The organism is Pseudomonas sp. LPH60 (genome assembly GCF_030718165.1).
GTDB lineage: Bacteria > Pseudomonadota > Gammaproteobacteria > Pseudomonadales > Pseudomonadaceae > Aquipseudomonas > Aquipseudomonas danubii.
The window spans coordinates 730,680-744,342 of the sequence record NZ_JAVAJH010000004.1 but is presented as its reverse complement, the minus strand read 5'-3'; the positions used below and the strand labels follow the sequence as shown (position 1 = coordinate 744,342).

The window sequence follows — 13,663 nt, the reverse complement described above, 5'->3', positions numbered from 1 at the left end:
CGCCCCGTTTTGTTTGTAGCCGCTGCCGAAGGCTGCGATAAGGCGCGAAGCGCCTTCCGCGGGCCTCAAGCACGCGTCCTCTTCGAGGCCGATCGCAGCCTGCGGCAGCGGCTACAGGGTTCAGCGGTTCAGCGGTTCAGCGGTTCAGCGGTTCAAGCATGCCGCGTTATTGGCGCTGCAACATCACCGGCAACTGGGCCACCAGCTTCTGGTTGTTCAACGGTGCGCGGATAAAGCCACGCTGGTGACCGTCCGGACCGATCACCGCGAGGTTGCCGCTGTGGTCCACGGTGTAATTGGGCTTGCTGGTGTCCGCCGGAATGAAGGGAATGCTCACCGCGTTGGCCAGCTTCTGCAGGTCTTCCACCGAGGCGGCGGTCAGGCCCTTGAAGTCCTTGTCGAAATAGCCCAGGTACTGCTTGAGCTGTTGCGGCGTATCGCGGTTGGGGTCGACGCTGACCAGGATCACCTGCAGCTTGTCCACCGCCTCCTTGGGCAGCTCACTCTTGATCTGCCGCAGTTGGGCCAGGGTGGTGGGGCAGATGTCCGGGCAGAAGGTATAGCCGAAGAACAGCAGCGACCACTTGCCCTTCAACTCATCGATCACCACGGGCTGGCCGTCCTGGTCGAGCATCTTCACCGCAGGCAGGGTACGGCTCTGGGGCAGGAGGATGATGCCGGCGTCGATCAATGCGGTGGGATCGCCCTGACCCTTGCCGGACAGTACTTTGTTGACGGTCAGCCCCAGGATCAGGGCCACCAGCGCAACGAGAATAAAGACGGTTTTCTGAGTTCGAGTCATAGGTTCAACAATAGGTAGTGGTCTACGAGCAGGGCGATGAACAGCAGGAACAAGTAGTAAATAGAGTACTTGAAGGTGTTGATCGCCGCGTGCGGCCGAGTGCCACGGTACAGCACCCAGGCCCATTGCAGGAAGCGCCCGCCCAGAAGCAAAGCGCACACCAGGTACAGCACGCCGCTCATGTGGATGGCATAGGGCAGCAGGCTGACCGCCAGCAGGGCAAAGGTATAGAGCAGGATGTGCACCTTGGTGTAGTGCTCACCGTGGGTCACCGGCAGCATCGGGATATCGGCCTTGGCGTATTCCTCCTTGCGATGGATGGCCAGGGCCCAGAAGTGCGGCGGGGTCCAGGCGAAAATGATCAGCACCAGCAGCAGCGGCTCGGCGCTCAAGTGCCCGGTAGCAGCAACCCAGCCCAGCAGCGGCGGCGCCGCACCGGCCAGCCCGCCGATCACGATGTTCTGCGGCGTCGCGCGTTTCAGAAAGCCGGTGTAGACCACCGCGTAGCCCAGCAGGGACGCCAGGGTCAGCCAGGCCGTGAGCGGATTGGTGAACGCCAGCAGCAGCGCTTGCCCGGCCAACGCGAGGCACAGGGCGAACGCCAAGGCCGCCCGGGGTGAAACCCGGCCTTGGGCCAGGGGCCGTTTGTGGGTCCGGGCCATCAGCGCGTCGATGCGCCGGTCCACCACATGGTTCACCGCCGCCGCGCCACCCGCACACAGGGCAATGCCCAGGTTGCCGAACACCAGCACCGTCCACGGCACCCCCGCGCGGGTGGCGAGGAACATGCCCACCAGGGAGGTGATCAGCATCAGCACCACCACCTTGGGTTTGGTCAGTTCCAGGTAATCGCGCCAGATGGCCTGGGGATGCTGACGTTCGCTGATCAGAGTCGCCATGGCATCTCTCCTTTGATGGTGATGGGACCCGCCATCTGTTTGCGCGGGCTCAGACGCCAGCCCAGGGGCAGGCGATCCCGGGCCTGCACCAGGCTGGTACGGGCGTGATAGTTGACCAGCACCAGGGTCAGCAGCAGCGCCGCGCCCCCGGCGTTATGCGCCACCGCCACCGGCAGCGGCAAATGGAACAGCACGTTGCTGATGCCCAGGCTGACCTGCGCCGCCAGCGCCACCAGCACCAGCCCGGCCAGACGGGTCATGCCGGTTTGCCGCAACTGCCAGGCCAGCCCCAGCAACACCAGGGTCACCAGCACCGCGCCGACCCGGTGGGTCATGTGGATGGCGGTGCGGGCGTCGCTGTCCAATTGTCCGCCCAGGTAGTTGGGGCCGATGTGCTGGGTCAGATGAAAGCCGTTGGCAAAATCCATGTTCGGCCACCACTGGCCATGGCAGGTGGGCAGGTCGATGCAGGCCACGGCGGCGTAGTTGGAGCTGACCCAGCCGCCCAGGGCGATCTGCCCGATCACCAGCACCAGCCCGGCCGTTGCCCAGTACTGCAGGCGTCGCGGCACAATCAGCGCCGGCAGCACGCCGGACAGGCGCAAGGTCAGCAGGAACAGCAGGCTCAAGGTGGCAAAGCCCCCCAGCAGGTGCGCGGTGACCACTTGCGGCCAGAGCTTGAGGGTGACCGTCCACATGCCGAAGGCCGCCTGGGCAAACACCACCACCATCAGGAACAGCGGCAGCTTCAGGGGCTGCCCGGGATGCCGGCGATGGGTCCAGGCACGGGCCGCCAGCAGCACGATCAACAGCCCCAGGGTGCCGGCGAAATAGCGGTGGATCATCTCGTTCCAGCCCTTGTGGGCTTCCACCGGGGTGTCGGGAAAATGCAGTTCGGCATGGGCCAGTTGGACTTCGCTGTTCGGCACGCTGATAAACCCGTAGCAGCCGGGCCAGTCCGGGCAGCCCAGGCCCGCGTGGGTCAGCCGGGTGTAGGCGCCCAGCAGCACCACGATCAGAGCCAGCAAAGTGGCAAACAACGCGAGGCGAAATCCAGGTTTGGCCATGACGATGCCCTTATCCGATATTCGACAGTTTCAGCAGGTGCCGCAGGTCGTTGAGCAGGTCCTTGCCCTTGACCCGAGCGTCGTAGCGCAACACCAGATTGCTGTGGGGATCGACGATCCACAGCTGCGGCGCGTCCTTGTCGTTGACGCCTTTGGCATAGGTCGCCAGGTCCAGGGGGTAGCGTTGCAACTGCGGGTACTCGCGCTGCAGCCTGGCTTGGTATTCGGCGCTCAGCGGCTGGGCGCTGGCCAGGGCATGGCTGGCCCGCGAAGCATCACGGCCCAGGGCCACCTGGATCTGCCGCGCCAGGTACACCAGTTGCTGGCAATCGGCATCACACGCCTTGGGGGCCGTGACCAGGATCTGCCAGCGATCCTCCTCGGACTGCACGCCGATCTGCGCCCGGGTCTGGCCATTGCCGATCAGTTCACCGTGATAGCTGCGGCTTTCCGGCACCCAGAACTGCAGCTTGTACATGCCGGTGGCGAGGATCATCGGACCGATCACCATCAGCAGGATCAGGATCAGTTGCCAACGGCCGCGGCGCCGGTTGGGCACCTGGGCGTCAGAGATGTTGGGTGGATTCATGGCCGTTCCCATGGCGGTTCTCCCGTGCGTTGTGCCAGCCGAAATAGAGATAGAGGAGCAGCAGGGCCAGGGCCATGGCGAACCACTGCACGGCATAGCCCAGGTGTTTTTCCGGCCCCATGGCCACCACCGGCCAAGCCGTCAGGTAGGCGCCAGCACCGGACTCCTGACGCACTTCATGCTTGAAGCCGCTGCGGCCAAGCTCGGCCCAGAGAGCCTCCGGGTTCACGGCGGTGATCAATCGTGGCCAGCGCGCAGCCGCCGGGTCGGCCTGCAGTTGGAACGCCGCGCCCGGAGAAACGTAGACCCAGGCATCCAGACTCAGGCTCTGTTCCGGGGTGCTGAATGCCGCAGGCGTGCGCCGATCGGGCCAGGGCAGCCAGCCACGATTGACCAGCAACCAGCGCCCGCTGGCCTGATCGAGGAAGGGTTGCAGCAGCTCGACCCCGACCTGGCCGTCGTGCAGGCGGTTGTCCAGGAGCAGGCTGTGATCGGCATCGAAATGACCGTGCAGGCGCACCCGGCGAAAGGCCGGGTCCTCGACCGCCAGCAACTCGAACAACGACACAGGCTCGGCCGCTCGGCGCTCGGCGTAGCTGGTCAGCAATTGGCGCTTCTGCTCGCCACGGCTCAGTTGCCAGAAGCCCAGGGAAACCAGCGCAGGCAGCAGCAACAGCACCACCAGGGTCGGCACGACTCCCGGCCGGAAGCCTTTCATGACCGGCCCGCAAGGCTGAGAAATCCACTCGCTATACTGCTGTACATCGCGTTTCCCCCGGAGTCCCACCATGCTCAAAGCAGCCATCGTCCTGATGCTGATTGCCACGGTTATCAGCCTGTTCAGCGGCCTGTTCTTTCTGGTCAAGGACGACAGCCAATCCAAACGCCTGGTGACCGCCTTGAGTATTCGGGTATGCCTGGCCGCGATCACCGTGGGCTTGATCGCCTGGGGTTTCTTCAGCGGCCAGCTGGTGTCCCACGCGCCCTGGTAGGGCGCAGCAGGCCCTCAGAGCACGTAGACAAAAACGAACAGGCCGATCCACACCACATCGACGAAGTGCCAGTACCAGCTGGCTGCTTCAAAGCCGAACTGATGTTCGGCGTCGAAATGCCCATGCATGATGCGCATCAGCATCACGAACAGGATCAAGGTGCCGATGGTCACGTGGGCGCCGTGGAAACCGGTGAGCATGAAGAAGGTGGCGCCGTAGATCCCCGAGCCCAGAGTCAGGCCCAGCTCGCGATAGGCGTGGATGTACTCTTCGGCCTGGAAGCCGAGGAAGGCGCACCCCAGCAGCACGGTCAGCGCCAGCCAGATTTTCAGCGCTCCACGATGGCCTTTCTTCAGGGCATGGTGGGCGATGGTCACGGTGACACTGGAACTGACCAGCAGCACAGTGTTGAGCAGCGGCAAGCCCCAGGGGCTGATGGTGCCCGTGGGCGATGAAAAGAGTTTCGGATCGGGGTTGTTGAGCAGGGGCCAGACGAACTCGAAGTTCGGCCAGAGCATATGGGCGATGCCCTTGTTCCCCTCACCGCCGAGCCAGGGCCCGGACAGGTGTCGCACATAGAACAGCGCGCCGAAGAAGGCCAGGAAGAACATCACTTCGGAAAAGATGAACCAGCTCATGCCCCAGCGGAACGAGCGGTCCAGCTGAGCACTGTACAAGCCGGCGCGGCTTTCCTTGATCACCGCGCCAAACCAGCCGAACAGCATGTAGGCCAGCAGCAGGCTACCGACGAAAAAGATCAGCGGGCCATGGGATTCCGGGCGCGCCGCCTTGAGGTCGTTGAACCAGGTCGCCAGGCCGAACACGGTGACGAACATGCCCACCGTCGCAATGATCGGCCACTTGCTCTGGGCAGGAACGTAATAGTGCTCATGAGTCGCCATGGGTTGTTCTCCTTATCGGGCACGCCAGATCGTCTATCCACCGGTCTTGGCGGCAACCGCCACCGGTGGATGACGCGCGGTGATATCGAACAGCGTGTAAGCCAGCGTCAGGTGCTTCACATCCTTGGGCATGTCGCGGTCAACGATGAAACGCACCGGCATCTCGATCTTCTCCCCGGGCTGCAGCACCTGCTGGGTAAAGCAGAAGCACTCGGTCTTGTGGAAATACATGGCCGCGCTGCTGGGGGAGATGCTCGGGATGGCCTGGGCGCTCATCGGGTGATCGCTGGGGTTGCGGGCGATGAAGACCATCTCGTTCACCGCCCCCGGATGGACCACGATGTCATCGGACTTGGGATAGAACTCCCAGACCATGTCGATGGCATTGGTGGACAGGAACTGCACCCGCACCTGGCGCGAAGCGTCGATCTGCTGCCCCTGGTCCGCGTACTGCCCGCCGGTCTTGCCATTGATGCCCAAGGCCTTGCACATCACGTCGTAGATCGGCACCAGGGCAAAACCGAAAACGAACATCGCCGCCACCACCAGCAACAGGCGGGTCACCAGCTTCTTCAGCGAGATCTCGGCCATCTCAACGTCCCCCCGAACCTGTAGGAGCCGGCTTGCCGACGAGCAGGGCACCACCTTCTGGCGCCTTCGCGAGCAAGCTCGCTCCTACAACACAGCTGTTCATTTCACTTCCGGTGGCGTGACGAAGGTGTGGTACGGCGCCGGCGATGGAATGCTCCACTCCAGCCCTTCGGCCCCTTCCCACGGCTTGGCCGGGGCCGGTTTGCCACCGCGAATGCACTTGATGACGATGAACAGGAAGAAGATCTGCGTCGCGCCGAAGGTGAAGGCACCGATAGAGGACACCATGTTGAAGTCGGCGAACTGCAGGTTGTAGTCCGGAATCCGCCGCGGCATGCCCGCCAGACCCACGAAGTGCATAGGGAAGAACGCCAGGTTCATGCCGACGAAGGACAGCCAGAAGTGCAGCTTGCCCAGGGTTTCGTCGTACATGTACCCGGTCCACTTGGGCAACCAGTAATAGGCCGAGGCGAAGATCCCGAAGATCGCCCCCGGCACCAGCACGTAGTGGAAGTGCGCCACCACGAAGTAGGTGTCCTGGTACTGGAAGTCCGCCGGGGCGATGGCCAGCATCAACCCGGAAAAGCCGCCAATGGTGAACAGAATGACAAAGGCCACGGCGAACAGCATCGGCGTCTCGAACGTCAGGGCGCCCTGCCACATGGTGCTCACCCAGTTGAACACCTTGACCCCGGTGGGCACGGCAATCAGCAGGGTGGCGTACATGAAGAACAGTTCGCCCACCAGCGGGATGCCCACCACGAACATGTGGTGCGCCCAGACGATGAACGACAGGAAGGCAATGGCTCCGGTGGCATAGACCATCGAGGTGTAGCCGAACAGCGGCTTGCGGCTGAAAGTGGGGATGATCGAGCTGACGGCGCCGAAGGCCGGCAGGATCATGATGTACACCTCGGGGTGGCCGAAGAACCAGAACACGTGCTGGAACAAGACCGGGTCGCCACCGCCGGCGGCACTGAAGAAGCTGGTGCCGAAGTGGATGTCCATCAGCATCATGGTCACGCAGCCGGCCAGCACCGGCATCACTGCGATCAGCAGAAAGGCAGTGATCAGCCAGGTCCAGACGAACAGCGGCATCTTCATCAGGGTCATGCCCGGGGCACGCAGGTTGAGGATGGTGGCGATCACGTTGATCGCCCCCATGATCGAACTGATCCCCATCAGGTGGATGGCGAAAATGAAGAAGGTCACGCTTTCCGGGGCGTAGGTGGTGGACAGCGGGGCGTAGAAGGTCCAGCCGAAGTTGGGCCCGCCGCCGGGCATGAATAACGTCGAAACCAGCATCAGGAAGGCCGCCGGCAACAGCCAGAAGCTGAAGTTGTTCATCCGCGGCAGGGCCATGTCCGGGGCGCCGATCATCAGCGGAATCATCCAGTTGGCCAGGCCGACGAAAGCCGGCATCACCGCGCCGAAGACCATCACCAGGCCATGCATGGTGGTCATCTGGTTGAAGAACGCCGGCTCGACGATCTGCAGCCCGGGCTGGAACAGTTCGGCGCGGATCACCATGGCGAACGAGCCGCCGAGGAGGAACATGCTGAAGCTGAACCACAGGTACAGGGTGCCGATATCCTTGTGGTTGGTGGTCAGAACCCAGCGCATCAGGCCCTTGGCGGGACCATGGGCGTGGTCATCATGGCCGGCGTGGCCGTGGTCATCGATCACTGCACTCATGCCCTGTCTCCTGCAAACGGGTGGGCTGGACGCTCAGGGACACTGCACCCCGAGCGGTTGCGGAAATACCCAATAAGCCGGCTCATTTGCTTTCCGCCTGTTTCAGCGCCAGCACTTCTTTTGGCGTGACCATGTCGCCCTTGTTGTTGCCCCAGGCGTTGCGCTCGTAGGTCACCACCGCAGCGATGTCGACCTCCGACAACTGCTTGCCGAAGGCCGCCATGGCAGTCCCCGGTTTGCCGTGAAGGACGATATTCAAGTGATCGCCCTTGGGCCCGGTGGCGATCTTCGAGCCCTTGAGGGCCGGGAACATCGGCGGCAGGCCCTGGCCTTCCGCCTGGTGACAGGCGACGCAAGCGGTGTGGTAGACCTTATCGCCACGGGCCACCAGCTCATCGAGGGTCCATTCCTTGCTGGTCAGCTCCTTGAGCTTGGCGGCCTCGGCCTTGCGCTCGCCCATCCAGGTGTCGTAGTCGGCCTGGCTCTTGACCTCGACCACGATCGGCATGAAGCCGTGGTCCTTGCCGCACAGCTCGGCGCACTGGCCACGGTAGATGCCGGGCTTGTCGACCCGGGTCCAGGCTTCGTTGACGAAGCCCGGGATGGCGTCACGCTTGACCGCAAAGGCCGGCACCCACCAGGAGTGGATCACGTCGGCGGCGGTCACCAGGAAGCGCACCTTGGCCCCCACCGGCAGCACCAGGGGCTGGTCGACTTCCAGCAGGTAGTGCTCGCCCTTGACGCTCTTGTTGTGGATCTGCTCGGCGGGAGTGGCCAGGTTGCTGAAAAACTCCACATCCTGGCCGAGGTATTTGTAGTGCCACTTCCATTGGTAGCCGGTGATCTGGATGTCCACATCCGGCTCGCTGGTGTCGTACATCTTGATCAGGGTCGCCGTCGCCGGGACGGCCATGGCCACCAGGATCAGGAAGGGGATGATGGTCCAGAGGATTTCCACGGTGGTGCTTTCGTGGAACCGGGCCGGGACCTGGCCCGTGGAGCGACGGTGAACGATCATTGACCAGAACATCGCGCCGAAGACGATGACGCCGATCACCACACAGATCCAGAAGATGGTCATGTGCAGGTCGAATACCGCGTGGCTTATCTCGGTAGCCCCAGGCGTCATATTCACCGTCCAGGCGGCTTGCGCCTGGCTGAATATCGACAACAACAGGAGGCCCATCCAGACATGTGGATGTCGCATCATTGCGGGTTCCCCTTATCGTTCTTGTTATCCCGCCGGCTTAACACCTGCGGCAAGGGAGCGGCTGCCTAGACTACGAACTTAAACCGGCCGGGCCTCGCTGCATCTGCAGTCGGGCGTCATCAGCTAACTTCACACAATGGCGAGTATAGACAGCGACTCTGACCTCGCAACGCGAGGGCGTAAATCAGCTGAAACACTGGAAAGGAGGTTTGCAGGCCACGGCACAAAAGGGGTCGAGTGCCCGGGATGGCAGAGCGATATAACCCCGCCGTCTAAGCATGAAATAATTATGACAAATGCGTCTTAAGCATTTTCGTAAGCAGGCTAACTTATGTGCTCCCTATTCATGTCCTTGTCCCTGGAGTTTTCATGAACACCGCCGCATTGCGCGAGCAGATCCAACTGGCCCGGCAACACGAAGCCAGCACAGGCCTTCTGACCCGTCAGTTGGAAACGCAACTGCCTCACCTGCACCCTGCCATCCAGCTGCCCGAAGTCGACGCCAAGGACGTCATGACCCGTTTCGTCAGCGCCTACATCGACCAGGTTCCGGACCTGCTGGACGCCGCCAATGCGGTGGCCCGTGAAGCCGGAATCGAATCGCAGATCAAGCCGGTACTGAAGATCGCCGAGCAATTCTTCCTCCAGCCGCCGGCCATCATGGACGGCCACGTCGGCCTCGACAGCCTGCTGGACGAAGCCTACCTGGCCCTACGCCTGGTGGAAGAAGTCAACGACCTGTACATCAAGCACTTCGGCCGTCCACTGATCCCCCTGGACATGACGGTCGCCAACCTCATCGCCCACCAACTGATCGGCGAAACCTTCGCCAACCAACTGGACGAAGCGGTGCACCACGCGGTCGACGCCATGCTCAACGAAGAAAGCTTCGCCCTGGAATCAGTGGAAGCCTACCGCGACACACTCAATAGCCCGGACACCGAGGCCGCGTGGAAGCGCTGGCCCTGCCTGTCGCGTCAGCTGGGCGTGGAGCTAGAGCTCGACCAGCCCGCCGCCTGAACCCACTCCTCGCCAGCAAGGCTCGCAACGAGCCTTGTGGCGAAGGGGCAGCCCATTCCCTGCCATCAACTTCTTGCTGACGCCACTCCAATCCCACCACCACTGCTCAAGCGTCCTTCCAGGCGTCGCTTCAAGCCCCGCGCCTCAATCATCAACCGCGAACCCTTGGCCTGATTGGCCCGAGTCCATTCCTCCAGCAGCTCCAGGCAGGCGTGATCGATGTAACTGAGGTGGTTGAGAGGCACATGCACCGTTGTCGCCGGTGGAATGCTCGCCAGAACCCGAGTCAGGGCCGGCACTTTGAGAAAGGTCGCGGCCCCCATCAGTCGCAGCTCCATCTCGCCAGCGGCTGGAAGGTCGATCAGGCTGATCTTCAAGCGCGAGGCCTTGAACGCCAGCTTGGCCAGCGTCAGGGCAAAACCTATCAGCACACCGGTCAGCAGATCGCTGAAGACAATCGCCAGGGCCGTCACCGCGTAGGTCAACATCGGCATCCGCCCGTAGCGCCCCAGGCCGCGAAACACCTTGAGGTCCACCAGCTTGAAGCCGGTGTAGACCAGCACCCCGGCCAGGCTCGCCACCGGAATGCTCTGCAGCACGCTGGACAGCAGCAACACGAAACCCAGCAGCCACAGACCATGGAAGATCGTCGAGAAACGGGTCTGGGCCCCGGCCTGGACGTTGGCCGAACTGCGCACGATGACCCCGGTCATCGGCAAGGCCCCAAGCAAGCCGCAGAGCATATTGCCCACGCCCTGGGCCGACAGTTCACGGTCGAAGTCCGAACGCACGCCGCTGTGCATGCGATCCACCGCAGCGGCAGACAGCAAGGTCTCGGCGCTGGCAATGAAAGCCACGGCGAAGGCCGCGATCAACAGGTTGGGGTCCGCCAGATTGAGCAGGTCGGCGGGGCGCAGCCAGTCGATAGCCTCACTCAGGTTGGCCGGCACCTCGACCCGCTTCACCTCCAGGGCCAGGACCAGGCTGGCCAGGGTCGCCAGGCCCACCCCCAGCAAAGCCCCCGGAATGAAGCGCAGCGATTGTGGCCGCCACTTGTCCCACCCCCACATCAGCGCGATGGTCGACAACCCCAGCAAGCCCGCCTGCCAACCCAGGCTCGGCAAGGCCTGGGCCAGCGCCTGAGGGAAACCGACAAGGTTAGCCAGCCCCGAGGCCTGGGGCGCGGCATCAAGCATCACATGCACCTGGGACAGCACGATCAACACACCTATGCCCGCCAGCATGCCGTAGACCACCGCCGGCGCCGTGACCCGGAACCAGCACCCCAGGCGCAGACGCCCGGCCAGCAATTGCAGCAGCCCGGCCAACAGCAGGATCGGCCCGAGCATGGCCACACCGTGCTGGCGCACCAGTTCGAACACCAGCACCGCCAGCCCGGCAGCCGGACCGCTGACCTGCAAGGGCGAGCCCGCCAACCAGCCCACCACCAGCCCGCCGATGATCCCGGTGATCAGGCCCTTGGCTGGCGGCAGGCCCGAGGCAATGGCGATCCCCATGCACAGGGGCAGGGCCACCAGAAACACCACCACCGAAGCCAGCAGCTCCCGTGGCAGGACACTTTTCAACTGTGCTGCACGCATGACAGTTCTCCTGACTTTTGTTCAGGCGTGGCAAAGCCGGACCGCCAAACGGCGGCCCTGGCTACAACCACTCAGGTGTATTTAGGCGGGATTAGAAGCGCGCTTTGGGCGTCGCCACGGGGATCGGATGAGTGCCATCGAGCGGCAGGAAACAGCCCTTGTCCGCGTCGTAGGCCTTGATCGAACTGGTCTCGATGTCGTAGACCCAGCCATGGATGAACAATTGGCCGTTGGCCATGCGCGAAGCCACCGAAGGGTGGGTGCGCAGATGCTGCAACTGGGCGATGACGTTCTCCTCGGTCAGCACATGCATGCTGGAGGATTCATCGGCGCAATCGCAGTTCTCGTGGACCATGGTCCGCGCCACTTCAGCGTGCCGCAGCCAGGCCTTGACCGTAGGCATTTTCTCCAGGCTTTGCGGATTGAGCACCGCCCGCATGGCGCCGCAGTCCGAGTGCCCGCAGACGATGATGTGGTGCACCCCAAGGGCCAGCACCGCGTATTCGATCGCCGTGGAAACACCCCCGTTCATCTGCCCATAGGGCGGCACCACGTTGCCCACGTTGCGGGTCACGAACAGGTCGCCGGGAGAGCTCTGGGTAATGAGTTCGGGAACGATGCGCGAATCCGCGCACGCAATGAACATCGCCCTTGGCCGCTGGGCGGTGGCGAGTTTCTTGAACAGTTCTTCCTGCTGCGGGAAGACTTCATGATGAAAATGCAAAAAGCCGTCAACGATATGCTGCAGCGCTGCATCGGCGGTTTCGGCAACCTCGGTGGGTGCGGGAGCCGACGCAGCCAACGGCTGTTTATCCTTGTCACTCATGATTCAGCCTCTCTGTCGGATTTGGTGAATTTTCCAGAATTATCCGGCACGACGCCAGTAATCGATTAAAAAATAACCGGGGCGCCGACCGCGACCCGTCGGTCACTTGATGGGCAAGGTAGCGCTAAAAACTTAACTCAAACTGAATGGAACGCTCTAGAACGCCACTATTGGCGATGTCAAAAGGTGACCAGCGGACCTCCGTCAGCAACATCCGCTAGGCAACCATAGGCCAATGCATCTCACAGCAACGACATCTGCCCCCCCGGCGGACAGAAGGCCGAGCAATCAAGATCGAAGCCCGCGCGCCGATCGAGCCCCAGGCGCTTGAGCGCCTTGGCGAAACGCTGGGCCAACAGGTCGGCGAAGGGTCCCTCACCGCGCATGCGGCTGCCGAAACGGCTGTCGTAGAGCTCACCACCCCGGCTCTGGCGGATCAGGCTGAGCACATGGGCGGCCCGCTGCGGGTAATGCGCCGCCAGCCACTCCTCGAACAGCGGCGCCACCTCCAGGGGCAGGCGCAGCATCATGTAGGCCGCGCTCTGCGCCCCGGCGGCATGGGCCTCGCTGAGCAGGCTTTCCAACTCGCTGTCGTTGATCATCGGGATCATCGGCGAACACAGCACCCCCACCGGAACGCCCGCTTCACGCATCACCTGGATCGCCCGCAAACGCGCCTTGGGCGCCGCCGCCCGGGGTTCGAGAATGCGCTTCAACTCATCGTCCAGGGTGGTCAGGCTGATCATCACCGCCACCAGCCGCTGCCGGGCCAGCTCGACCAGCAGGTCCAGGTCCCTCAGGATCAGCGAGCCCTTGGTGACGATGGTCACCGGATGCCGATAGCGCAGCAGCACTTCCAGGGTGCGTCGGGTCAGTTGCTGCTCACGCTCGATGGGCTGGTAGGGGTCAGTATTGGACCCCAGGTTGATCGGGGCACAGCGATAGCCGGGCTTGGACAGTTGCTGCTCCAGCAGCGCGGCGGTGTTGCTCTTGGCGATCAGCTTGGTTTCAAAATCCAGCCCCGGGGACATATCCCAATAGGCATGGCTGGGCCGCGCGTAGCAATAGATGCAGCCGTGCTCACAGCCGCGATAGGGGTTGATCGAGCGATCGAAGGGCAGGTCAGGCGAGGTGTTGCGGGTAATGATGGATTTCGCCGTTTCATAACGCACCTCGGTGCCCTGGGTTAGCGGCACTTCCTGGTACCAGCCGTCGTCCTCGGCCACCGAACGATTGGGCGCGAAACGATTGTGCGGATTGCTCGCGGTACCGCGACCACGGGGAGGCAGGGGGGTGAACATGGGAGCGCTCCATTACTGTATGCATACACAGTAATGGAGCCGGATTTATCTGACCAGCACCGCCGGACCGAAACCCACCCCCTGCAAGTGAACGCTCCCCAGCGCACACAGGCCGCACCTTCGCCGGCAAGCCGGCTCCTACAGGTTTGTGCCGTTGGGGTATAAGGC

The 13,663-nt window shown here is 63.0% G+C and carries 14 protein-coding genes; 2 read left to right on the top strand and 12 right to left on the bottom strand.

The window, feature by feature from the left end:
• Positions 1–166 precede the first annotated feature (166 nt).
• From Q8O96_RS18280 to Q8O96_RS18260, 5 genes are read right to left on the bottom strand one after another with little or no spacing between them, the layout of a single operon-like run.
• A complete protein-coding gene (locus tag Q8O96_RS18280) occupies positions 167–802 on the bottom strand; it encodes an SCO family protein (protein WP_102862483.1) in 636 nt (211 codons plus the stop codon).
• Positions 799–1,701, bottom strand: a complete 903-nt coding sequence (gene cyoE / locus Q8O96_RS18275; protein WP_102862482.1) for a heme o synthase — start codon at positions 1,699–1,701, stop codon at positions 799–801. The genes Q8O96_RS18280 and cyoE overlap by 4 nt, the downstream gene beginning before the upstream one ends.
• Entirely contained in the window at positions 1,689–2,768 is a 1,080-nt protein-coding gene (locus Q8O96_RS18270; protein WP_305949185.1) for a heme A synthase, read from the bottom strand. The genes cyoE and Q8O96_RS18270 overlap by 13 nt, the downstream gene beginning before the upstream one ends.
• Before the next feature lie 10 nt (positions 2,769–2,778).
• The gene (locus tag Q8O96_RS18265; protein WP_102862539.1) at positions 2,779–3,369 is read right to left on the bottom strand and encodes a hypothetical protein; all 591 of its coding nucleotides are present in this window, start codon (positions 3,367–3,369) and stop codon (positions 2,779–2,781) included.
• Positions 3,335–4,075 carry an SURF1 family protein gene (locus tag Q8O96_RS18260; RefSeq protein ID WP_102862480.1) on the bottom strand — a complete coding sequence of 247 codons (741 nt, stop codon included), beginning with the start codon at positions 4,073–4,075 and terminating at the stop codon, positions 3,335–3,337. Before Q8O96_RS18260 ends, Q8O96_RS18265 begins: the two co-directional genes overlap by 35 nt.
• A 70-nt stretch (positions 4,076–4,145) precedes the next feature.
• Here Q8O96_RS18260 and Q8O96_RS18255 point away from each other — a divergent pair, with 70 nt between their 5' ends.
• The gene (locus tag Q8O96_RS18255) at positions 4,146–4,349 is read left to right on the top strand and encodes a twin transmembrane helix small protein (RefSeq protein WP_016967712.1); all 204 of its coding nucleotides are present in this window, start codon (positions 4,146–4,148) and stop codon (positions 4,347–4,349) included.
• A 14-nt stretch (positions 4,350–4,363) separates the two neighbouring features.
• Here Q8O96_RS18255 and Q8O96_RS18250 read toward each other — a convergent pair whose 3' ends face one another.
• The 4 genes from Q8O96_RS18250 to coxB all read right to left on the bottom strand — a co-directional run bounded on the left by Q8O96_RS18250 (position 4,364) and on the right by coxB (position 8,747).
• Positions 4,364–5,251 (bottom strand): cytochrome c oxidase subunit 3, encoded by an 888-nt coding sequence (locus Q8O96_RS18250; protein ID WP_305949184.1) that lies wholly within the window; start codon positions 5,249–5,251, stop codon positions 4,364–4,366.
• Positions 5,252–5,284: 33 nt separating this feature from the next.
• The gene (locus Q8O96_RS18245) at positions 5,285–5,842 is read right to left on the bottom strand and encodes a cytochrome c oxidase assembly protein (protein WP_102862478.1); all 558 of its coding nucleotides are present in this window, start codon (positions 5,840–5,842) and stop codon (positions 5,285–5,287) included.
• 99 nt (positions 5,843–5,941) lie between these two features.
• Entirely contained in the window at positions 5,942–7,537 is a 1,596-nt protein-coding gene (gene ctaD, locus Q8O96_RS18240; protein ID WP_102862477.1) for a cytochrome c oxidase subunit I, read from the bottom strand.
• 82 nt (positions 7,538–7,619) lie between these two features.
• On the bottom strand, positions 7,620–8,747 hold the full coding sequence (coxB, locus tag Q8O96_RS18235; protein ID WP_102862476.1) for a cytochrome c oxidase subunit II: 1,128 nt from the start codon (positions 8,745–8,747) through the stop codon (positions 7,620–7,622).
• A 369-nt stretch (positions 8,748–9,116) separates the two neighbouring features.
• On the opposite strand from coxB, the gene Q8O96_RS18230 reads away from it, so the two are divergent.
• Positions 9,117–9,767: a hypothetical protein gene (locus Q8O96_RS18230; RefSeq protein ID WP_102862475.1), complete on the top strand. Its 651-nt coding sequence runs from the start codon at positions 9,117–9,119 to the stop codon at positions 9,765–9,767.
• A 65-nt stretch (positions 9,768–9,832) separates the two neighbouring features.
• Here the strand turns inward: Q8O96_RS18230 and Q8O96_RS18225 are convergent, their stop codons facing one another.
• The 3 genes from Q8O96_RS18225 to Q8O96_RS18215 all read right to left on the bottom strand — a co-directional run bounded on the left by Q8O96_RS18225 (position 9,833) and on the right by Q8O96_RS18215 (position 13,495).
• A complete protein-coding gene (locus tag Q8O96_RS18225) occupies positions 9,833–11,368 on the bottom strand; it encodes a SulP family inorganic anion transporter (RefSeq protein ID WP_110652528.1) in 1,536 nt (511 codons plus the stop codon).
• 91 nt (positions 11,369–11,459) lie between these two features.
• Entirely contained in the window at positions 11,460–12,194 is a 735-nt protein-coding gene (locus Q8O96_RS18220; protein WP_102862473.1) for a carbonic anhydrase, read from the bottom strand.
• 242 nt (positions 12,195–12,436) lie between these two features.
• Entirely contained in the window at positions 12,437–13,495 is a 1,059-nt protein-coding gene (locus Q8O96_RS18215; protein WP_305949183.1) for a PA0069 family radical SAM protein, read from the bottom strand.
• Positions 13,496–13,663: the final 168 nt, after the last annotated feature.